This window comes from Acinetobacter sp. UBA801, assembly GCA_002296655.1.
Classification (GTDB): Bacteria; Pseudomonadota; Gammaproteobacteria; order Pseudomonadales; family Moraxellaceae; genus Acinetobacter.
The window spans coordinates 1-20,408 of sequence record DBIN01000033.1; the positions used below are offsets into that span (position 1 = coordinate 1).

At 41.9% G+C, this 20,408-nt stretch carries 17 protein-coding genes, 1 tRNA gene and 1 pseudogene; 11 read left to right on the forward strand and 8 right to left on the reverse strand.

The features are described 5' to 3' along the window. The first annotated feature begins 86 nt into the window (after positions 1-86). On the forward strand, positions 87-1,769 hold the full coding sequence (locus B2W49_RS06700) for a GGDEF domain-containing protein (protein ID WP_291336533.1): 1,683 nt from the start codon (positions 87-89) through the stop codon (positions 1,767-1,769). A 124-nt stretch (positions 1,770-1,893) separates the two neighbouring features. Here B2W49_RS06700 and uvrA read toward each other — a convergent pair whose 3' ends face one another. Continuing rightward, entirely contained in the window at positions 1,894-4,728 is a 2,835-nt protein-coding gene (uvrA, locus tag B2W49_RS06705) for an excinuclease ABC subunit UvrA (protein WP_291336535.1), read from the reverse strand. A 142-nt stretch (positions 4,729-4,870) separates the two neighbouring features. Continuing rightward, positions 4,871-5,543 (reverse strand): annotated as a pseudogene (gene tenA / locus B2W49_RS06710) (thiaminase II). A 303-nt stretch (positions 5,544-5,846) separates the two neighbouring features. Between tenA and B2W49_RS06715 the strand changes: the two are divergent. From B2W49_RS06715 to B2W49_RS06745, 7 genes are all read left to right on the forward strand, one after another. Further along, positions 5,847-6,932, forward strand: a complete 1,086-nt coding sequence (locus B2W49_RS06715) for a DUF475 domain-containing protein (RefSeq protein ID WP_291336537.1) — start codon at positions 5,847-5,849, stop codon at positions 6,930-6,932. A gap of 214 nt (positions 6,933-7,146) precedes the next feature. Beyond that, on the forward strand, positions 7,147-8,511 hold the full coding sequence (locus B2W49_RS06720) for an MFS transporter (protein ID WP_291336539.1): 1,365 nt from the start codon (positions 7,147-7,149) through the stop codon (positions 8,509-8,511). Between the two features lie 51 nt (positions 8,512-8,562). Next, positions 8,563-9,114 carry a single-stranded DNA-binding protein gene (gene ssb, locus B2W49_RS06725; RefSeq protein ID WP_291336541.1) on the forward strand — a complete coding sequence of 184 codons (552 nt, stop codon included), beginning with the start codon at positions 8,563-8,565 and terminating at the stop codon, positions 9,112-9,114. 240 nt (positions 9,115-9,354) lie between these two features. Further along, the gene (gene ahpC / locus B2W49_RS06730) at positions 9,355-9,918 is read left to right on the forward strand and encodes an alkyl hydroperoxide reductase subunit C (RefSeq protein ID WP_291336543.1); all 564 of its coding nucleotides are present in this window, start codon (positions 9,355-9,357) and stop codon (positions 9,916-9,918) included. A gap of 199 nt (positions 9,919-10,117) precedes the next feature. Next, positions 10,118-11,002, forward strand: coding sequence for a pirin family protein (locus B2W49_RS06735; protein WP_291336545.1), 885 nt, complete (start codon positions 10,118-10,120; stop codon positions 11,000-11,002). Positions 11,003-11,422: 420 nt separating this feature from the next. Continuing rightward, on the forward strand, positions 11,423-12,730 hold the full coding sequence (locus B2W49_RS06740; protein ID WP_291336547.1) for an FAD-dependent oxidoreductase: 1,308 nt from the start codon (positions 11,423-11,425) through the stop codon (positions 12,728-12,730). Positions 12,731-13,027: 297 nt separating this feature from the next. Continuing rightward, complete coding sequence (locus tag B2W49_RS06745) at positions 13,028-13,858, forward strand: SAM-dependent methyltransferase (RefSeq protein ID WP_291336549.1); 831 nt, start codon at positions 13,028-13,030, stop codon at positions 13,856-13,858. 346 nt (positions 13,859-14,204) lie between these two features. Here B2W49_RS06745 and B2W49_RS06750 read toward each other — a convergent pair. From B2W49_RS06750 to B2W49_RS06765, 3 genes are all read right to left on the reverse strand, one after another. Further along, positions 14,205-14,280 (reverse strand) — tRNA-Thr (locus B2W49_RS06750). A 208-nt stretch (positions 14,281-14,488) separates the two neighbouring features. Then, entirely contained in the window at positions 14,489-14,716 is a 228-nt protein-coding gene (locus B2W49_RS06755; protein ID WP_004970172.1) for a hypothetical protein, read from the reverse strand. A gap of 386 nt (positions 14,717-15,102) precedes the next feature. Beyond that, positions 15,103-16,023: a Dyp-type peroxidase gene (locus B2W49_RS06765; RefSeq protein ID WP_291336552.1), complete on the reverse strand. Its 921-nt coding sequence runs from the start codon at positions 16,021-16,023 to the stop codon at positions 15,103-15,105. A 159-nt stretch (positions 16,024-16,182) separates the two neighbouring features. Between B2W49_RS06765 and B2W49_RS06770 the strand changes: the two genes are divergently transcribed. Then, the gene (locus B2W49_RS06770; RefSeq protein WP_291336554.1) at positions 16,183-16,803 is read left to right on the forward strand and encodes a LysE family transporter; all 621 of its coding nucleotides are present in this window, start codon (positions 16,183-16,185) and stop codon (positions 16,801-16,803) included. Between the two features lie 113 nt (positions 16,804-16,916). Next, positions 16,917-17,315, forward strand: a complete 399-nt coding sequence (locus B2W49_RS06775) for a hypothetical protein (RefSeq protein WP_291336556.1) — start codon at positions 16,917-16,919, stop codon at positions 17,313-17,315. Here the strand turns inward: B2W49_RS06775 and znuB are convergent. Genes znuB through B2W49_RS06790 form a run of 3 tightly spaced genes read right to left on the reverse strand, consistent with a single transcriptional unit; the run spans position 17,312 to position 19,374 of the window. Next, complete coding sequence (znuB, locus tag B2W49_RS06780; RefSeq protein WP_291336558.1) at positions 17,312-18,112, reverse strand: zinc ABC transporter permease subunit ZnuB; 801 nt, start codon at positions 18,110-18,112, stop codon at positions 17,312-17,314. The two genes, B2W49_RS06775 and znuB, sit on opposite strands and share 4 nt — an antisense overlap. 3 nt (positions 18,113-18,115) lie before the next feature. Next, entirely contained in the window at positions 18,116-18,904 is a 789-nt protein-coding gene (znuC, locus tag B2W49_RS06785) for a zinc ABC transporter ATP-binding protein ZnuC (RefSeq protein ID WP_291336560.1), read from the reverse strand. After that, complete coding sequence (locus tag B2W49_RS06790; RefSeq protein ID WP_291336562.1) at positions 18,880-19,374, reverse strand: transcriptional repressor; 495 nt, start codon at positions 19,372-19,374, stop codon at positions 18,880-18,882. Before B2W49_RS06790 ends, znuC begins: the two co-directional genes overlap by 25 nt. Before the next feature lie 135 nt (positions 19,375-19,509). Here B2W49_RS06790 and B2W49_RS06795 point away from each other — a divergent pair, with 135 nt between their 5' ends. Next, the gene (locus B2W49_RS06795) at positions 19,510-20,349 is read left to right on the forward strand and encodes a metal ABC transporter solute-binding protein, Zn/Mn family (protein ID WP_291336564.1); all 840 of its coding nucleotides are present in this window, start codon (positions 19,510-19,512) and stop codon (positions 20,347-20,349) included. Positions 20,350-20,408: the final 59 nt, after the last annotated feature.

A 20,408-nucleotide genomic window follows, 5' to 3' on the forward strand; every position in this document is an offset into this window, starting at 1 on the left:
GCAAGTGGTTAGGGTAAATTGTAGGTTTTATCTCTTGCACAGACTAAAAGTCTTAGGTCTATTACAAACTCTACAATTTGCATATAGTGGAAGCTAATCACTACAACCTCCAAGATACAAGGTCTATTATTGTCTCATTACTTTTTATTTCTGTTCCTTTAATTGTAAATAGTTATCAAAGTTATAAAAGAGCTGAGCGCGCTTTAATTGAAATTTCAGTCTTGCGTAATGTAGCTGAGCTGACCAACAATATTTCGCGTGAGCGTGCGCCTGCCAATCAAGTCATGTCGAGTACGCCCGAGAAAAGAGCAGAATATATTCAAGAATTAAAACGCTATCGAGCCAACGTCAATCAGCAAATTGAAGAAACTGCTCAACTACTCAAGCGCAATGGTTTTATTCCGCATGCGTATCATTTGTCACATCAATTACAAGCTTCGTTAAAAGAGGGACGTGATGCGGTAGATGCTTATGCTGCAACTCCTCAGTCTTCTCGCAGTTCAGCTCAATTGGATCATGCGATTCAGAAAATGTTTGCTGCTTGGGATAGTTCTCAGTATGTATTGAAGCATGTGATGTTGGATTCTGTGGGCAAAGATTCGCGTGCGTCAACTTATTATAGTGTGATTTTTATTTTATCTGATTTGCGTGATCAAGCTGGGCGTGTGGCATCGAATATTATGGCTGCCATCACTTTTGGTGAAAAAATTCCAGCGGAAAACTTAGCTAATTCCTTACAAAACCAGCGTCAAGCTTATTACTTATGGGACTTGGTGCATACGATTTTGCCTGAAGCACATAAAGTGCCTGAATACACAGCTTTACATAATCGCTTAAAGACTGAGTTTTTAGATCAAGGGATTCCAATCGTGAAGCAACTGATGGAGCAAAGCTTACAGGGTGAAGCTTATTCTTTGACGGGCACACAATTGACCGAAGTTGTGGTGAATAAATTTAGCACCGTGGTCGACTTACAAAATTACTTGTTGGATTATAGTTTGACCTTAGCTAAAAAAGATTATTTCAAAGCGCAGCTAAAACTTGTTTTAACGTTGGTGGTCGCATTGATTTCTTTGATGGCTGCTATTTTTATCATGGTCTATGCGCGCTCGAAGGTCTTTATTCCTTTAATTCATGCACGCAGCCAAATTTTGCGCTTGGCAGCTTATGATGATGAGGCTCAAGGTACGCAAAATCCAGACAAGGTAACGCTTCTAGAGGCCATTCAAAAACTAAAACAACGCCTAGAGCAACGCGATATTTTAGAATTGCAGCTGCGTAATATTGCCAATACCGATGTCTTAACGGGCGTTTCCAACCGTTTGGCACTTGAAGAATACATTAAATATTTGGAACATCGACCTGAAAAATTGACCAAAACTGGTCTGATTATTGTGGATGTGGACAAATTCAAGCATATTAACGATACCTACGGGCATGTGGTGGGTGACCAAGCAATAAAATGTATTGCCGATACGCTCAAGGCGCATGTCCGTGCTTCAGACTTGGTGGTGCGTTATGATGGCGATGAGTTTTTGGTTTTGATTGAGCAAATAGAATTTACTGAGGCGCTGTTTTTGGCAGATAAATTGCGCTGTCATATTGTGAATCAGGAATTTTTTATTCCAGAACTGAATGATTATATTCAAGTATCGGTCAGTGCTGGCGTGGCGGTGGGTGCTGCATCATGGAGCAGCTTGTTAAAAAAAGCCGATAAGCATTTATTTAGAGCCAAAGCACGTGGGCGCAATGCTGTTGCTGGTGACTAAGTCACAATTACAGGCTTTCTCTGGTATTTCCGAAATGATAAAAAGCTTAGCTTGAAAGATTCAGCGCAACCTTACGCCGAATCTAGATTTAATTTGAATGAGCCAGAAACTGCAATAATCTGTTTTAGCCTTTCAGCATTGGTTTTAAGAATTTTGCTGTGTGTGAAACTTTAGATTTTGCGACAGTTTCAGGTGTCCCTTCGGCAATGATTTGTCCACCGCCTGCACCGCCTTCAGGACCTAAGTCGACAATCCAGTCTGCAGTTTTAATGACATCTAGATTGTGTTCAATCACCACAATGGTATTACCCTTATTGCGTAGCTCATGCAAGATATCGAGCAATTTGGCAATGTCATGGAAATGCAAACCAGTGGTCGGTTCATCCAGTACATATAGGGTTTTGCCTGTATCTCGCTTGGCCAGTTCACGCGCTAGTTTCACGCGCTGTGCTTCTCCGCCAGATAAAGTCGTGGCAGATTGTCCAAGGCGAATATAACCCAAGCCCACCTGATTTAACGTTTCCAAACGACGATGAATCACGGGAATGGCATCAAAGAAATGCATAGCATCTTCAACGGTCATTTCCAAAACATCAGAAATATTGCGACCTTTATAACTGACTTCCAAAGTTTCGCGATTATAGCGTTTACCATGACAGGCATCACAAGGCACATACATATCAGGCAAGAAGTGCATTGCAACTTTAATCATACCATCGCCCTCACATGCCTCGCAGCGTCCACCTTTGACGTTAAAGGAGAAGCGTCCTGCTGCATAACCACGTGCTTTGGCTTCCGGTGTTTGCGCAAACAGCTCACGAATTGGAGTGAACAAACCTGTATAGGTCGCTGGGTTCGAGCGTGGCGTTCGCCCAATCGGGCTTTGGTCAATATCCACCACTTTATCTAAATATTGTAGACCATCAATCGAGTCGAATTTTTCTGCGTTTAAGGTGGTGGCACCATTTAATTGAGTTGCAGCCAAAGGCAACAAAGTGCGGTTAATCAAGGTAGATTTGCCTGAACCTGACACGCCTGTGACACAAGTCATCACGCCTAAAGGCAAAGTGAGATCCACTTTTTGTAGATTGTGTCCTGCTGCGCCCATGAGTTTAATTTGTTGTTCAGGATGTGGTGGTTGGGTACGCGTTTTCGGCACTTCAATTTTTAATTTACCCGATAAATACTGTCCTGTGAGTGAGTCTGCATGTTCGGCTAATTCTGCATAAGTACCTTCGGCAATAATATGTCCACCATGCACACCTGCGCCTGGACCAATATCAATAATATGGTCGGCGGCACGAATCGCATCTTCATCATGTTCTACCACCAACACCGTGTTGCCCAAATCACGTAAACGAATCAGAGTTTCTAGCAATCGGTCATTGTCACGTTGGTGCAAGCCAATTGAAGGTTCATCTAGCACATACATCACGCCCATAAGCCCTGCACCAATTTGAGATGCCAAGCGGATACGCTGTGCTTCACCGCCCGAAAGCGTTTCGGCAGAGCGTGATAGGCTCAAATAATTCAAACCTACCGATACTAAAAAGTGTAGACGTTCACGGATTTCTTTAAAGATTTTATCTGCAACTTCACCTTTGGCGCCATCCAGATTCAACCCTTGATAGTACTGCTCGGCATCGCCAATTGACATTTGGGTGATTTGGGCAATGGTTTTGTCTTTTACGCGAACATTGCGAGAGATTTCATTTAAGCGTGAGCCACCGCAGGCATCACAGGCCGCATTAGATAAATACTGCGCCAGATCATCACGTACATAATTACTTTCGGTTTCACGGTAACGACGTTCTAAATGAGGCAACACGCCTTCAAAGGCAATCACACGTTTATGGTGGCGTCCACGTTCATCGGTATAGCTCAGGTCTATTTTGTCTTTGCCAGTGCCGTACAGAAATTTCTTTTGGGTCGCGCTGTCGAGCTGATTCCATGCCGTGTCAAGTGAAAGTTCATAATGTGCCGCGACTTTTTCTAGCATGCTATAATAATACGGACGCTGTCTGTCCCAGCCACGAATAGCGCCCTGACTTATCGACAGCTCAGGGGTTGGAATGAGTTTTTCCGCACTGAAATGACTACGTGTTCCTAAACCATCACAAGTTGGACAAGCGCCAAAAGGGTTGTTAAATGAGAACAGGCGCGGTTCAAGTTCTGCTACGGCACGGTCACATTGTGGGCAAGAGTGCTTGGCTGAAAAAATACGATCAGGTTGTTCCGCGTTCATCCACGATAAAATGGCTAAATCGCCACCCAAACGCAGCGCGGTTTCAAAGCTTTCGGCAATACGGTTGCCTAAATCATCTCGGACTTTAAAACGGTCTACCACCACTTCAATGGTATGTTTTTTCTTTTTGTCGAGTTCTGGTGGTGGGTCAATATCCATGACTTCGCCATCAACTCGGGCGCGTACAAAACCCTGACTTTGTAGCTGTTCAAACAGATGCACATATTCGCCTTTACGCTCACGAATTACAGGCGCGAGTAGCATTAAAGCAGTGCCTTCTTCCAGTGCTTTTACAGCATCGACCATTTCTGAAACAGTTTGCGCCACCATTGGTAAATCATGTTCAGGACAGTAAGGTGTGCCGACACGTGCATACAGCAAACGCAAATAGTCGTAAATTTCGGTAATGGTCCCCACGGTTGAACGCGGGTTATGGCTGGTCGATTTCTGTTCAATGGCAATTGCGGGACTTAGACCTTCAATCGAGTCGACTTCAGGTTTTTCCATTTGCGATAAAAACTGACGTGCATAGGCAGAAAGTGATTCGACATAACGACGCTGCCCTTCGGCATAGAGGGTATCAAACGCCAGTGAAGATTTTCCTGAACCAGATAAACCCGTAATCACCACAAATTTATCGCGTGGAATATCAAGGTTCACGTTTTTTAGGTTATGGGTACGTGCACCTCGAATACGGATATGACTTTGGCTCATAAAAACTTCTCGATATTTTGCAAATGAAAAACCTATATATGATAGCGCATGAAAATTGTTCAAGTGTTATTTTTCATGCTTTATCGGTCATGGCTTGTCGCACCTTATGGAATGATTCACATACGCTGCGTGAGGGCGGCCGTTAAGCTTGATCTAAACCTGGCCACTGACGTTGATGGTAGGCGCTATCCCAAAATAACCATTCCAGTTCTGCGGCTTTGGTGTAAGCGTGGTGCATTTTTTCAAGGGTATCGGCATCACATCGCGCAGCAACACGGTCAATGGTTTGAATCACGTTATTAACCGCAGTGTGGAATTCTTAGCCTGAATAGGTATCAACCCATGCCTGATAGGGATTATTCGGTGCAGAATTATGGACAATATCTTTACCGACTTCGGCATAAATCCAGAAACATGGCAGCAGGGATGCCAATACCACTGGATAGCTTTCCGACCATGCGGTTGCGACTAAATAAGAGGTGTAATGATGGCAGGCAAGGTCAGCGGAGTATTTTCAAATTCCTGTTTGGAAATATCAAACTCCTGCATAAAGCTGTCATGTAAGGTACGCTCCACTACAATTGCAATTTTGGCGGCATTTGCAAACTGAATAATATCTCTGCATCAAAAGCCTTGGCCGCACAGACTGCCAGAGCGCGCCCGTAGGCAATTAAGTAATGTGAATCTTGAATCACATAATGCGCAAAAGCAGCTTTACTTAAGGTGCCTTGTGCTAATTCCTGATTAAACGGTAAAGCGAGCGTCTTATGATAAAGGGCAAGGTTACGTTGCCAAACGTCTTGAGAAAAGCGCATCCTAAATTCCTAATATGTCGTTGCATTTCACTATAGCAGTTTGGGAACGGAAAGCACGGTTTTCGCGGTATCTGATCGGGAAACCCAAAATCATACGAAGAATTTTGCCGAAGTTGAGAAAAAAGCGTCATAATTGCAGCATAAAATTTTACATTCTCCGTTTTTGTCAGATTTAAAACTCGGGCAATTCAAATTTCAGAATTTTTGCATCTGTTAAATCTTAATAAAACTGTACTTTGTATTGCTGGTACAAATTCGGCAGATGAAAAATTCAGATCAAAATATAGTGATAGGTCGTTTCTCATGATGAAACATTTTGGTTTCTCAATCGTATTTTCGATAGTGTGTCTTGCGCTATCTGCATATTGGGGCTATACCCATGGCCCAGAAGCAGGTGTGCAAACCATGCTTACCGCACTGACCATTACCGCAATTTTGGCGATTATGGAAGTGTCTTTGTCGTTTGATAACGCAGTGGTGAATGCCTCAGTGCTGCGCGGTTGGGATCATTTCTGGAAAATGCTGTTTTTAACCGTGGGGATTATTATTGCGGTTTTTGGCATGCGTTTGATCTTCCCTGTGGTGATTGTGGCTGTCACTGCCGATATGGGCATGATGGAAGTGGTACAACTGGCACTGAATGATCCGAAGCAATATTCAGCTAAACTCATGGCACATCACCCTGAAATTGCTGCATTTGGTGGTGCATTCTTGTTGATGGTCTTCCTGAATTTCTTTTTGGATGATGAAAAAGACACCCACTGGTTCAGATGGTTGGAACGTCGTTTGAGCAATTTGGCAAGCGTACCTGCCATGTCGGTATTTTTAGCCTTGGTGACGCTGTTAATCATGGCGGCAAATGTGGTGGAAGATAAACGCCTTGTGGTCACGATGGCGGGTATTTGGGGCATCGTGATTTATATTGGCGTACAAGTACTGAGCCACATGCTAGGCGGTGAACCAGAGGTCGATGAACAAGGCAATGCTGTGCGTCATGACGAAAACGGCGTACCGACAGGCGTGGTGAAAGCGGGTATTGGGGGCTTTTTATATCTAGAAGTGCTTGATGCTTCGTTCAGTTTTGATGGGGTGATTGGTGCATTTGCAATCACCTCTGACGTCGTGATCATCATGTTAGGTTTGGCGATTGGTGCAATTTTCGTGCGTTCGATGACGATTTATTTGGTCGAAAAAGGCACCTTGGATGCCTATATTTACCTTGAACACGGTGCGCACTACGCAATTGGTGCGTTGGCCTTTATTATGATTGCCAGCGGTACAGGCTTGCATGTGCCAGAAGTGGTGACAGGTTTAATTGGTGTTGCCTTTATTGTGTGGGCGGTGATTGCCTCCATTCAATTTAAAAAACGTCAGGCAAAAGCGGGTTAAGGCTATGGTGATGCCCGTTACTGTATTGCCGTGAAATCTTAGGGTAATACAGTGACGAAGACTGTATAAAATATAAATTTGGGTGCACAGCGTTGCGCCCTTTTTTATTGAAAAAGTAGGGTTGTTGAATAAACATCGGGAAAAATCAGCATCCTTAAGCTGAATGTTGTAGGATATCTGCAAATTCAAAATTATTTAGTTTTAGTCGATTGATATGATGAATGCCTTAGAACGCCGCTCGACCTTTGCTTTAAGCAGTATTTTTGCATTGCGCATGTTGGGTCTGTTCATGATTATTCCTGTGTTTTCAGTGGCAGGGCAGTCATATCAATACGCAACTCCTGCACTGATTGGTCTTGCCGTTGGTGTTTATGGACTCACCCAAGCCATTTTACAAATTCCATTTAGCTTAATTGCAGACCGTTATAGCCGTAAGCCATTGGTGGTTTTTGGCTTATTACTGTTTGCTTTAGGTGGTGCAATTGCAGCCATGTCCGACACCATTTATGGCGTGATTATTGGACGTGCCATTGCAGGTGGTGGCGCGGTATCCGCTGTGGTGATGGCATTGTTGGCCGATGTGACCCGTGAAGAAAACCGCACGAAAGCCATGGCGGTGATGGGTATGAGTATAGGCATGTCCTTTGTGGTGGCCTTTAGTTTAGGGCCGTGGCTGACAGGTTGGGTCGGTATTTCAGGACTGTTTTGGGTGACTACAGTGATGGGGTTGGCAGCGATTCTCATGCTGTTATTGGTGCCTAAAGTCACGCGCCATCATCGTAATTTTCAGCAAGGCTACATCACTCAGTTAAAGCAAGTCCTGAAAATGGGCGATTTAAACCGCCTGCATGTATCGGTATTTACCCTACATTTATTGCTTACTGCCATGTTTATTTATGTACCTTCGCAATTAATCAAATTTGCTGATATTCCTTTGCAGCATCATGGTTGGGTGTATTTGCCATTGTTGTTGGTTAGTCTGTTCGTGGCATTCCCAAGCATTGTTCTGGCAGAAAAATATCGCAAAATGCGTGGCATTTTCCTGACCGCCATTGCAGGTATCATTTTAGGTTTGTTGGTGCTGATTTTTGGGTTTGAATCGAAGTACATCCTTTTATTGGGTTTGGGCTTATTCTTTATCGCTTTTAACGTTATGGAAGCGTTATTACCTTCGTGGTTGTCAAAAGCTGCGCCAATTCAATCTAAAGCCACCGCGATGGGTGTGAATGCGAGCAGTCAGTTTTTGGGCGCATTCTTTGGTGGGATGATTGGTGGGCAATTATTGATGCTCAACCACACCGCATTGGGTTGGAGTATTTTGACCGCGATTGCTATAATTTGGCTGCTTGTTAGTTTTGGATTGGCGCAGCCGCGCTACCTTTCGTCTTTGGTCTTGCGCTTGCCTGAGAATCGAGAAACAGATGAATGGACTTCTCAGTTATTGGCAATTCGTGGTATTGAAGAGGTCGTGGTGATGTCTGACCAACAAGTGGCGTATGTAAAGGTTGATAAACAGCATATTGATGATGCTGCGCGACAACAATTAACGCACTTGTTTGGGAAAGAGGTAGCCATTTAAGCATAACTCTTATAAAGTAAATAATAGAAACAAATAGGAAGAAAACATCTAATGCGTGGTGTAAATAAAGTCATATTAGTGGGTACTTTAGGTCGTGATCCTGAAACAAAAACTTTCCCAAATGGTGGTTCTCTCACTCAATTTTCTATCGCAACCAGTGATGTCTGGACAGACAAAAATACAGGTGAGCGTAAAGAGCAAACAGAGTGGCATCGCATTGTTTTACATAACCGTTTAGGCGAGATTGCACAGCAATATTTACGCAAAGGTTCAAAAGTGTATATCGAAGGTTCATTGCGAACGCGTCAGTGGACCGATCAAAACGGTCAAGAGCGTTACACTACTGAAATTCGTGGTGATCAAATGCAAATGCTCGATTCGGGTAATCGTGGACAATCTGACCAACAAGATGGCGGTTTTGCTCAACCACGTTTTAACAATAACCAAGCTCCAGCCACAGGTTATGCGAATCAAAATCAAGGCGGTTCTAACCAAAATCACGGTGGCGGCTATGCCAACAATAACCCGAGTGGCTTTGCACCGAAGCCACAAGCTGCGCCTGCAACTGCACCAGCAGATTTAGATGATGACTTGCCGTTCTAATCTATCCATATGATTAAAATGGAAAATCATCATCCAAACCCTTTGTTTCTACAAAGGGTTTTTTAGTACCAATATTCAGCAAATATCTGTTTTCTCAATTAAATCTTCAACTATAATAGGATTCTTAATTCATAAAACCGATTATTTTTATAAAAAAGTACTGTTTTACCGATTCTTTGGTTTTTCGTATTCTAGCTAAACAAGATAAGCAATCCCCCGAAACGAATTGAGGAATCATCCATGAGTTTAATCAATACCCAAGTCAAAGCATTTAACGCAACCGCTTACCATAATGGTCAATTTATTGAAGTATCTGAGCAAGACTTTATTGGTAAATGGTCAGTGGTGTTTTTCTACCCTGCAGATTTCACTTTTGTGTGCCCAACTGAACTTGCAGATTTAGCCGATCAATATGCTGAATTCCAAAAAATGGGTGTGGAAATTTACTCAGTTTCTACAGACACGCATTTTACCCATAAAGCATGGCACGACACTTCAGAAGAAATCAAAAAAATTCAATATCCAATGATTGGCGACCCAACTTGGACTTTGGCTAAAAACTTTGAAGTGCTGATTGAAGCAGAAGGTTTGGCAGATCGTGGTACTTTCGTGATTGACCCTGAAGGGAAAATCCAAATTGTAGAAATTAATGCAGGCGGTATTGGTCGTGACGCGCAAGAATTGTTGCGTAAAGTGAAAGCAGCGCAATATGTGCATGCACACCCCGGCGAAGTTTGCCCTGCTAAGTGGAAAGAAGGCGATGCAACCTTAGCACCATCTATTGATTTGGTCGGAAAAATCTAATCGAATCATCACACTCAATTTTAAAAATCCAGAACTTCGTTTCTGGATTTTTTATGCCCATGATTTGTGACCCTGTGTAGCCTCAGTTTCAGCACGATTATTCCATTCTTGCAATGCTGTATGCCAAATTTGCACTAGGTTGTGGTGCGATGAGCGATTAAGATTAAAGCATCTATTCTCCTAGCAATAGGTGTGACACATGAAAAAAATAATCGGTTTATATCGCAACCAAAATATGCATTGGGTGGGCGATGGTTTTCCCGTTAAAAATCTATTTTCTTATGACCGTTTAGGTCAGGCGATCAGTCCATTTTTACTCTTGGATTATGCAGCGCCGTATCATTTTGATGCAACTACGGCACAGCATGGTGTGGGTTCGCATCCACATCGTGGTTTTGAAACAGTGACGCTTGCCTATCAAGGCGAAGTAACGCATAAAGATTCGGCAGGCGGTGGTGGCACCATCAAAAAAGGTGATGTACAGTGGATGACAGCAGGCGCAGGTGTAGTGCATGAGGAGTTTCACTCTAAAGACTATGCAGCACAAGGCGGGTTGTTTGAAATGGTACAGCTTTGGGTCAATTTGCCTGCCGCAGATAAAATGACGACACCACGTTATCAAGCCATTGAATCTCAAAATATTCCGAAAATTGAGTTTGAAAATCAGGCGGGGCATTTACGCATTATTGCAGGTCAGTACGCCGAGCAATCTGGACCTGCTAGCACCTTTAGCCCTGTTAATGTTTGGGATGGGCAACTGAAAGCCGCACAGACCCAAGTGCTGCATGTGCCTGTAGACCACAATACTTTATTGGTGGTGTTGGCTGGTGAAGTGCAAGTTAATGGCAGCCAACTTGTGCAAGATCATTCAGTGGTCTTGTTTGCTCAAGATGGCGAAGCGTTAATTCAGCTTGAAGCACTGCAAGATACGCATTTTTTAGTGCTGACAGGCAAACCACTAAATGAACCTATCCAAGGCTATGGTCCATTTGTCATGAATACCAAGCAGGAAATCATTCAAGCTTTTGAAGATTTTAATCAAGGTAAGTTTGGTGAAATTCCCGTGCAACATCAAGTGGGTTAAGCTTTAAAAATCTTAGCCAAGAAAAAAGCCTCATGTCGATGTCCCGACAGAGGCTTTTGTTGTTCTGGCGCTGTCAAATTTCTAGTTTTAGCGGATTGATCATATTCTTTATGATAATTAGCTGTGATGTAGTTATTATTTTTGTGCTTGCTATCATAGCGTTTAGACATTTATTTGTAAAACGAAATTATGAAATTGGTGAATTTATCTACATGGTTTAGAACGCTATTTATAGAATTTATCGAATAATTTGAATGAATTATAAACTTATTTAAGCTGTTTCTGATTGTTAAAAATTGTCATCATATTGCCAATGTACTTTGTGTTGTTTCTCTGTGAAAAGTACACAATCTGGTAGTTTTTAATAGCTCATTTTTCTTAGGCATGGTTCATAATTTCATAAAGTATGTAAAAAGATGGATGATCGGTTTGGATATCGCAGTGATCGGTAGTGGTATGGCTGGACTGGCTACCGCAAGAATTCTTAAAGATGCAGGGCACAATATTACAATTTTTGAGGCGCTGCCTGGTCGTGGAATGGACAGTCATAGCATCGAATTTGAAGGTGGTTTAATTGATGCGCCGTTAAGGGTCATGAATCCACATTTGTGGAAAAACACCCTCAGTTTAGCGACACATTTAGGGATTAAAACTTATCCTGTGCGTACATATATGGCGTGCAGTTGGTTATTTGAAGATCGTACGGAAACTTGGTTGACCACAAGCCGTACTCGTATTGGTAATTTTCCCATCATTAATAACCGTAAAGGAATCCAACAATACGGCTGGCGTTTGGTGAAAGGCATGTTGCAGTTAAAAACGGCCATTGCTAAATTTTTCAAATCCAAGAACCAAGACATGACCCTTGCGGAATTTATCAATCGCAACGAAATTGAAGAAGTGTTTTGGCATGGTGCAGTGATGCCAGTGCTTTACACCATTTGTACTTGTGACCCTAAGACCATTGGTGAATGGCCAGCAAAACCATTGTTGGTGTTTTTACGCCAATTAACTGATGGTGATGCGTTATTGCGTTTACAAGGGGGCACGCCCGCATTAGTTGATAAGTTGATTGAAGGCATTAATATTCAAAGTGGTGCAGCGATTACTCACGTTCATCAACAAGAAGAAGGTGTGGTTGTTGAAAATTCTGCAGGTCAGTCGCAAACATTTGACCGTGTGGTGATTGCAACGCCAACTACTAAAGTTCAAGACTTCTTAGATAATCAACAATTTGCTGAAGATATTGAATTGCTTAAACAATTTAAATTCGAGCAGGGTGATTTAGTGATTCACACCGATCAAACGGTGATGCCGCCAAAACGTAAAGACTGGTCTGTTTTAAGTTATATGATGGATCGTAAATTTACACGTCAGCAATTTACGGTGTGGCTTAACTCGATTGAACCAACGCTGGTCGGCAAATCTCCAGTATTCCAAACATGGCGTCCAGTCACACCAATTGATCCGAAAAAGATCATTTCAACGGTGACTTTAACCCGCGCTGTAGTGGATTCAAAGACGGTGGCATTAAACAAAGAGTTGCAGCAACGCCATCACCAAGACAATCGTAAAGTATTCTTCTGTGGTTCATGGTCTTGTGATGGTTTGCCAATTTTAGAATCTGCAGTGACTTCAGCCATGCATATTGCAGAAATTTTTGGTGCACCATTACCGTTTATTGATTTGAAACCACAAGTTGAGGTTGCGCCACAATTAGGGTATTAAGTTTAGGGTCTGTTGATATTTCATAAATGGTTTGTGCTGTAGGCTAAAACTGAGCAGATCAGGCATGAAACGCAGGGAATAGTGGGTCTATTGCCAAGTTTCATAACGCAATCTGAGAAAGTTTTAGCCACAGCCTTTCAGGACAAGTATATTTTTTGCTGCTATTGCGTTATGAGTCAGTCATTTAGAATGACTAAATTTCCTGCCTCATGCCTTATATCAGCTAAAAAATATGCGTTGTCGCAAACATAGATGAATTATCAACAGACCCTCTTTTTTGAATTAGACTGAGTCAGCATGAAATGGCAACAGGTGATACGACAGCATTTTCCAAAACATAAATATGCCATTCAAGCGGCATATTTGGGAGATACTTCCGCGTTGCCGTGGAGCAACCTAGGTTATTGGTCAGATGCAGTGGGATATGATTATCCCGCTGCATGTCAAAATTTAGCCGCGCATTTGGCAGCAGCAGTCCGTTTAAATTCAAAAGATGCTGTGTTGGATTTAGGCTGTGGGCAAGGTGCCAGTCTTAAATACTGGTTAGAACACTATCAAGTACAACAGCTTGAGGCCATTGAGCTTCAAGATCATCATGTGCAGTCGATTCGACACCATTTAAATTCAAATATTAAAATTCACGCTGCTTCATTTTTAAATTTAAAAGCACTTTTTGCACAACCCCGTTTTGATGTGGTGTTCTGTATCGATGCAGCATATCACAGTCATTTGAATTCATTTTTAAGTCAGGTCAGTACAGTTTTGAATTCAAATGGACGTTTGGGCTTTCATTATTTAATTTGGACAGAGCAAGCGCCAATGCATACATTCAAACAGCTGCAATATCATGCCTTATTAAAATCCGCCGATGTCAATTTTAAAGATCTAATGTCTGAAAGTCAGCTTCGGGCAGTCTTAGCACAGTTTGAATTTAAACAGATTCGGGTAGAAGATTTATCGGCACAGGTTCTAGCAGGTTTTGCTGATTATGTGAATCAGCATCTCAGGCATCGAGTGCAAACGCGAGATGCAGACTGGTTTAAAATTGCCATGACCGCACGTTTATGTGCCAAGCTCTATGCAGATGGCTGGATTAAATATGTGCAGGTGAGTGCGGAAAAAGCTTAATCTATCGTAATCGGCTGATAGATGATGAAATTTTTCGGTGTTGGCGGTTTCCATGATTGGTTTTAAATCTCACCTACCACATCAAACTGCTTCGGTAAAATTTTTGCGCCATTGGGGGTTTAAGTTTTGCAGATAGATCGATGCACTGAATAAATTGGTAATTCGGACAGAATGAGGAAGATAAAATAGACTTCTTGCGTTAGTCAAATTTTAAGCAGCCAAAAGCTATATTTTATGAGGTTTTAGGCGATTCAAAAATTAGACAAAACTATACTTTCGCAAGAGGTCTAATATACGTTTATATAAACAAAAAACCTCATAAATTAGAAGTTTATGAGGTTTAATATGGTGCCGGCACACGGATTCGAACTGTGGACCTACTGATTACAAGTCAGTTGCTCTACCAACTGAGCTATGCCGGCGTTGTGTAGAGAATTTTACAGAATTTTTACCTGCGCGCAAGCCAAAAAGTAACCGTTTAATGCAGGGCATAGCGTTTTTGCAGATTTTGTATGCAATGTTTGGCAAATTACCAATGAGGAAATTACACAAAAGCTTTCGAAGGAAATGAGCCCAGCGTGTGGTGGACTCATTGAAGAAAATAACTTGAAATGATGTGTGAAAAAGTGATTATTTATTTCTTAAGATGCGGTCTAAATCTTGTGCGCATTCTTCTAAGGTAAAGGCCATATCAAGTTGCATTTGTGGTTTGAGTTCATTTGCGAGCGTTCTCCATTGTTCAATTAGGCGAATGGCTTTTTGAATCTTATGTTTGTTGATGTCTTTGGCGATGGTAGGCGTGTATCCTCCACGTTTAGCATTTTTAATTTGTTTGACATAATTTTGGCTGTTATTCATGTTCGCTCCCGAATAGCAGTTATATATGTAAGGCATTTGCATGCTTTTATTATGCTAAAGCTTAATGATGACCCTTTTATGTAGAACGCTGAGATGACTCAGTAAAAATAAAAAAGGTTTTGATAAAATAATAAATTTCTTCACCTCTTCTTGTTTGCCTTTGTCTGGAGCACAACAGTGTTTGGCAGGAGCGAACCAAATGGTAATATTTCCCCAATTCATGAGAGCTCGGTCATATGAAGACCAGTGGGTTGTAGGATAAATTTTAGGTTTAGGCTTATTCATTTGAAAAATTATATTGTGGAATAAGCCTTAGAGATAGGTTGTGCAACACAGCCAAATAGTATGAAGTCGCTGATATTATACGACTTCATACTGATTGCAGACTAATCTTCCAAAACTTCTTCTAGCAGCTCTTCACTTGGGGCAAAGTAATATGCGCCATCCAAGGCAGTCACAAAGTGCAATAAACGGTCATGGATGCCATCACCTGAAGTACCAAACATACGTTCTAACATGGCATCAATAATGCTCAAATCTTTGGTATAGGCAATAAAGAATAAACCCTGATCGCCCTTGCCATCACCATAAGGTAAAGAGTGGCGCAAAATTTCCATCTCATTGCCTGCATCATCTTCAACGACTGTACGTGACACGTGCGAATTTTCAGGCTGTACATCTTCGTCTAATTCAATCGATTCTAGTTTGGTTCTTCCAATCACCTGCTGTTGGGCATCGACTTTGAGCTTTTTCCATTTTTCTAAATCGTGGCAATAGCGCTGTGCAAAAATAAAAGAACCATCGGCAAACACGCCTGCATCTTCACCTAAAAGTGCAACTTCGGCACGATCGTCTGGAAATTGTGGGTTTTCGGTACCATCTATAAAGCCAGTGATGTCGCGTCCATCAAAATAACGGAAACAGACCCGTTCATCCAAGACTTCAATTTTGTCTTGAATCCCCTCAAAAAATGCCTGACTGAGTGCAAAGCAAATATCTGCACGGGCACTGGCGAGATGAATAATCACATCGGCAGGCACGACAGGCATTGGGTACGCCCCTTGAATCGGTTGTAATTGTTTAAAACCTTCTGGAGATTGCTGATAGAGCTGTGCCCAAAGTTCAGGGCCAAAAGCAACGGCAGTTTTAATTTGGGCATGTGGATGTTGGGTAATCAAACGATCCCGTGTGCTTAACAAGTCAGCCAATTTTTCTTTTAATTCAGCAATGCTTAAGTCTTTTAAACGAAATACAAGAAAGCGAGCATGATCTGAAGGTAGTGGTAAAATTACAGATTGGGCAGTCATGTATAGCTCCTGAAAATTTGTTGTTTTCTATAAAGTTGACTTTATTGTGCCTGATTGTATGCAGGCTTAATAGCCTGAACCCGATTTTATTCAATGTTTTTAGTCATGGGATTAAGTGAAATATCATATAATACACTGTCTTGTGAAAAGCGGCGATGTATGTCTTATCAAGTTTGGATTGCGTTTATGTTGGCCTGTTGGGTGATTAGTGTTTCACCTGGCGCGGGTGCAATTGCCTCGATGTCGAGCGGCTTGAATTATGGTTTTCGACACGGTTATTGGAATGCGATTGGTCTACAACTCGCTTTATTAGTGCAAATCGCGATTGTAGCTGCAGGGGCAGGGGTGTTATTCGCGACAACCCCTTGGGCATTTCTGATTGTGAAATGGTTTGGTGTGGCATATTTGTTATATCTAGCGTATTTGCAATGGGCAGCACCTGCTCAGTCGATTGAAATTCAAAACGAGCTGACGCGCAAATCTGCTGGAAAATTGGTGATGTACGGCTTTCTGGTCAATATGAGCAATCCCAAAGCGATTGTATTTTTATTGGCTGTTTTACCGCAATTTTTAGATTTATCTAAACCACAATGGACGCAATATGCAATTATGGCACTGACCATGATTAGTATTGATTTGATTGTGATGGCAGGCTATACGGGCTTGGCTGCAAAAGTTTTACGTTTATTAAGATCACCGAAGCAGCAAAAAGTCATGAATCGTACTTTTGCTGCATTGTTTGCAGGTGCTGCTTTTTTGTTGAGTTTGGTGCATCAGTAATGCCTTCAATTACGCAAAAGTGTACGCTGTAATTATAAAAATAGATTGAGATATATATATTGAAAATAAAGGGTATTCCGCGAGCACTTTATTGGCAACATTGGTGGATCAGTATGTTGCTTTTGAGTTTTTCAACTTTAATAGCAATTGGATTAGCGATTCAGTTTTCAGTGGATAACGTGTTTTGGCCAATTGCTTTGATGGTGCATTTGAGTATCAATTTCTTTTTTTCTTTTGTATTTGCCGCCTTACAAACTTATTTTAAACATACCCTGTGGCAAAGTGTGGTGTTGATTAATATTACGGCTGTGTTGTTGATTGCCATTCATGCAATGTTTTATCTACAAAAAATAGATTGGAATGCTATTTCAGAAGGTCAGCAGCAATTGAGTCTTTTACAGCAAGTGATTCACAGTGATATAGCACTGTGGATAGTGTATATGCTGCCATTTTTGGTTGTAATGCTCATTGCTGCAATACAAAAATATAGACATTCATTAACGAAAAACTAAGCCATCGTTCTGACTTTTTGCACGCTAAAAATCACCGTAAAAATGATTGCCATAGTCATCACAATGCTTAAACCTGTCGAAATATTCAAGCCTGCGCTTGACCATAAACCTACGCTGACTGCAATTTGTGCCACAATAAACGCCCAAATCACCATTTGCTTAGGCGAGTGAGCCAATAAACGTGCGGTTAAGGCAGGAATCACCAACAATGCACCCATTAATAAAGAGCCGACTGCACGTAAAGCCAATACCGTAAATAATGCCAATAACAACATAAAAATCAGACGTTGCCATTGTGCATTCACGCCTTCACTGACCGCAATATCAGGGTCAATTGCAATTTGAATTTGTCCTTGCCAAAATTTGTAGAGTACCGTTAAGGCTGCAATAATGACCAAAGCAAATACAGGTAAATCTGCCCATGAAATGGTGAGTAAATCGCCAAATAAATAGCTCAGCAATTCAGGACGTAAACTCGGAATATGCTGAATAAAGAGTAAACCTGAACAGAGCAAGGTTGCAGAGCAGAGCGCCAATAATGCATCATTTGGCAACCGTGGATCATGTAAAATCCACAAAACACCTACTAATAATAATGCCAAGAATGTCACGCCCAGCCACAGAGGTAAACTTAACGCACCTGCAATCGCCACACCCAATAGAGTGCCATGTGCCATGGTATCGGCAAAAAAGGACATGCGTCGCCAAAGCATTAAACAGCCAAGTGGGGCGGTCAAAAATACCAATAAACTGCCCATGATCCATGCAGGTAACAGCAAGTGTAGCCAATCCATCATGGGTTAAGCTTCCGATTCAGGGTGAATATGAGGACGTGAATCATGCTGACAAGGCTCGGCAAGGTCACCATGCGCGCAGTGATCATGATGATGTTGATAGAACACCCGATTGGTTCCAAAAATGGCTTGATATTCAGGGTGTTGTTGCACATTCTCGGGCAAGCCGCTACAGCAAATGTGTTTATTTAAACATACCACACGGTGCGTGCCTTGCATGACCCATTGCAAATCATGCGACACCATCAACACCGCACAGCCATATTTTCTTGGTAAGTTGCGCACATAGTCATACAGTTCAGCTTCGGACTGAATATCTAGTCCTTGCATTGGCTCATCCAGTACCAAAATATCGGGTTGACGCAATAAAGCGCGTGCCAGTAAAACCCGCTGCCGCTCACCACCTGACAGTTGTTGTACTTTCGAATCTTGCAGTTTGGCAATTCCGGTATCGCGGATAATTTCTGCTTTAATTGCGTTTGGACATTTTTCTAAGGCCAGTAAATCTTTCACTCTTAAAGGCAAGCTGTGTGAAGGATTAAACTTTTGCGGTACATAAGAAAAGGTTAGTTTACGAGCATTTACTCGCTTGCCTGCATTTGGTTTTACAATGCCAAGCAAGACTTTAATTAAAGTCGATTTTCCTGCACCATTGGGGCCAATTAGCGTGACAATTTCACGCGCATGCAATTCAAAATCGACATTTTTTAAAATATCGCGCTCATCAATGCGCACCTGAATATTGTGCAAGGCGATGAGTGGTGCAGTGGTTATTTGCTGTTGCACTGCTGACATTTTCCAGAAATCTCAATAATGCTGTGATGCGGGCTAAAGTGGTCAGAAACTGCCAATTGATCCAGTTGCTCTAATAAAGCTTGCGCTGAAGCTTCTTTAACGACTTTACATTCCGTACAGATCAAAAATGCCGCTTGGTGTCCTTCGCGTGGATGACAACAAGGAATATAGGCATTGATTGAAGTCAAACGGTGAATTAGTCCTTTTTCCAGTAAAAAATCCAAAGTACGGTACACCGTTGGCGGTGCCGCAGGACGATCAGACTCACTTTTAATTTTCGCCAATAAATCATAAGCACCCATTGGTGCAGATGCCTTGAGAATGAGTTCCAACACTTCTTTACGTAGCGGTGTTAAACGAGCGCCTGTTGCCACACATAAACTTTCAGCTTCGGCAAGACGTTGATTGACATTGTGATGGTCGTGAACGCCATGTAATGCATTGTGATGCTCGTGCGAACATAAGCTCATAGCCACCCCAGTTGAACTTTAAAAGAAAAACGACAGTAAATCTTAGCATGAAGCGTAATCAGTTTCGATTATACGTAGGTATTTTTATGAATTTGTTATATTATAACATTTATCGATTTTTCGTGATATGCCGCAATGTTTCGTTTATTTAGTTTCTGTTTATTAGCGTTATGCAGTTCTGTCAGCATGGCGCAGGCTTTGGTGGTGTCTACGCATCCTATCTATTTGATTGCCCAAAAAGTCACGCAAAATATCGAAACACCCACGTTATTACTAGCAGATCAAACAGGGCATGATGTATCGCTCACGCCTGCACATCGTAAAACCATCCAAGATGCGGGTTTAATGATTTGGCTAGGTAAAGCACATGAAGCACCGCTAGAACGTGTATTACATCAAAATCCTAAAGCGATTGCTTTATTAGATGCGGGCATTATCAAAACTTTGCCGCAGCGTTCAGAGCGTGGTTTAGCATTAAAAAATACGGTAGACAGCCATGTTTGGCTAGACCCAAACAATGCGGTGCGTATAGGTTTCTTTATTGCCGCACTGCGTTCTCAGCAAATGCCTGAGCATCGTGATGCTTATTGGAACAACGCACGTGCCTTTGCGCAGAGTTTATACAAAAGTGCAAGTCAGTTTCAGACTCAAACTGCAGCACAGCCATATTGGGCCTATCACGATGCCTATCAATATTTAGAACGTGCCCTGAATTTAAAATTTGCAGGCTCATTGACCAATGATCCGCATATTGCCCCAACGGTTGCTCAAATCAAATATTTGAACGATCATCGCCCAAATCCAAAAATGTGCCTGCTTGCTGAAGGACATGCCAGTAAAAATCAGTATATGAAATTGAATCCAATTGTGTTTCAAAAGGTCGATGAAAGCATGCGCGGCGCAGATGATTTTGTGCAAGCTTGGCAGCAATTAGCCAAACAAACTAAGGCTTGTGTATTAAATGCACGAAAATGATGCGTTTTTTAAGCAAAATTGAAATATGACAATTCCAAGACAAACATGCAAAAAAACAC

Coding starts and splice junctions, on each gene's coding strand:
- znuB (WP_291336558.1), bottom strand. CDS start 18,112: ATGATGGATTGGCTACACTTGCTGTTACCTGCATGGATCATGGGCAGT.
- uvrA (WP_291336535.1), bottom strand. CDS start 4,728: ATGAGCCAAAGTCATATCCGTATTCGAGGTGCACGTACCCATAACCTA.
- ssb (WP_291336541.1), top strand. CDS start 8,563: ATGCGTGGTGTAAATAAAGTCATATTAGTGGGTACTTTAGGTCGTGAT.
- B2W49_RS06790 (WP_291336562.1), bottom strand. CDS start 19,374: ATGAGCTTATGTTCGCACGAGCATCACAATGCATTACATGGCGTTCAC.
- B2W49_RS06775 (WP_291336556.1), top strand. CDS start 16,917: ATGTTGCTTTTGAGTTTTTCAACTTTAATAGCAATTGGATTAGCGATT.
- B2W49_RS06745 (WP_291336549.1), top strand. CDS start 13,028: ATGAAATGGCAACAGGTGATACGACAGCATTTTCCAAAACATAAATAT.
- B2W49_RS06740 (WP_291336547.1), top strand. CDS start 11,423: ATGATCGGTTTGGATATCGCAGTGATCGGTAGTGGTATGGCTGGACTG.
- B2W49_RS06765 (WP_291336552.1), bottom strand. CDS start 16,023: ATGACTGCCCAATCTGTAATTTTACCACTACCTTCAGATCATGCTCGC.
- B2W49_RS06735 (WP_291336545.1), top strand. CDS start 10,118: ATGAAAAAAATAATCGGTTTATATCGCAACCAAAATATGCATTGGGTG.
- znuC (WP_291336560.1), bottom strand. CDS start 18,904: ATGTCAGCAGTGCAACAGCAAATAACCACTGCACCACTCATCGCCTTG.
- ahpC (WP_291336543.1), top strand. CDS start 9,355: ATGAGTTTAATCAATACCCAAGTCAAAGCATTTAACGCAACCGCTTAC.
- B2W49_RS06720 (WP_291336539.1), top strand. CDS start 7,147: ATGATGAATGCCTTAGAACGCCGCTCGACCTTTGCTTTAAGCAGTATT.
- B2W49_RS06770 (WP_291336554.1), top strand. CDS start 16,183: ATGTCTTATCAAGTTTGGATTGCGTTTATGTTGGCCTGTTGGGTGATT.
- B2W49_RS06715 (WP_291336537.1), top strand. CDS start 5,847: ATGATGAAACATTTTGGTTTCTCAATCGTATTTTCGATAGTGTGTCTT.
- B2W49_RS06795 (WP_291336564.1), top strand. CDS start 19,510: ATGTTTCGTTTATTTAGTTTCTGTTTATTAGCGTTATGCAGTTCTGTC.
- B2W49_RS06755 (WP_004970172.1), bottom strand. CDS start 14,716: ATGAATAACAGCCAAAATTATGTCAAACAAATTAAAAATGCTAAACGT.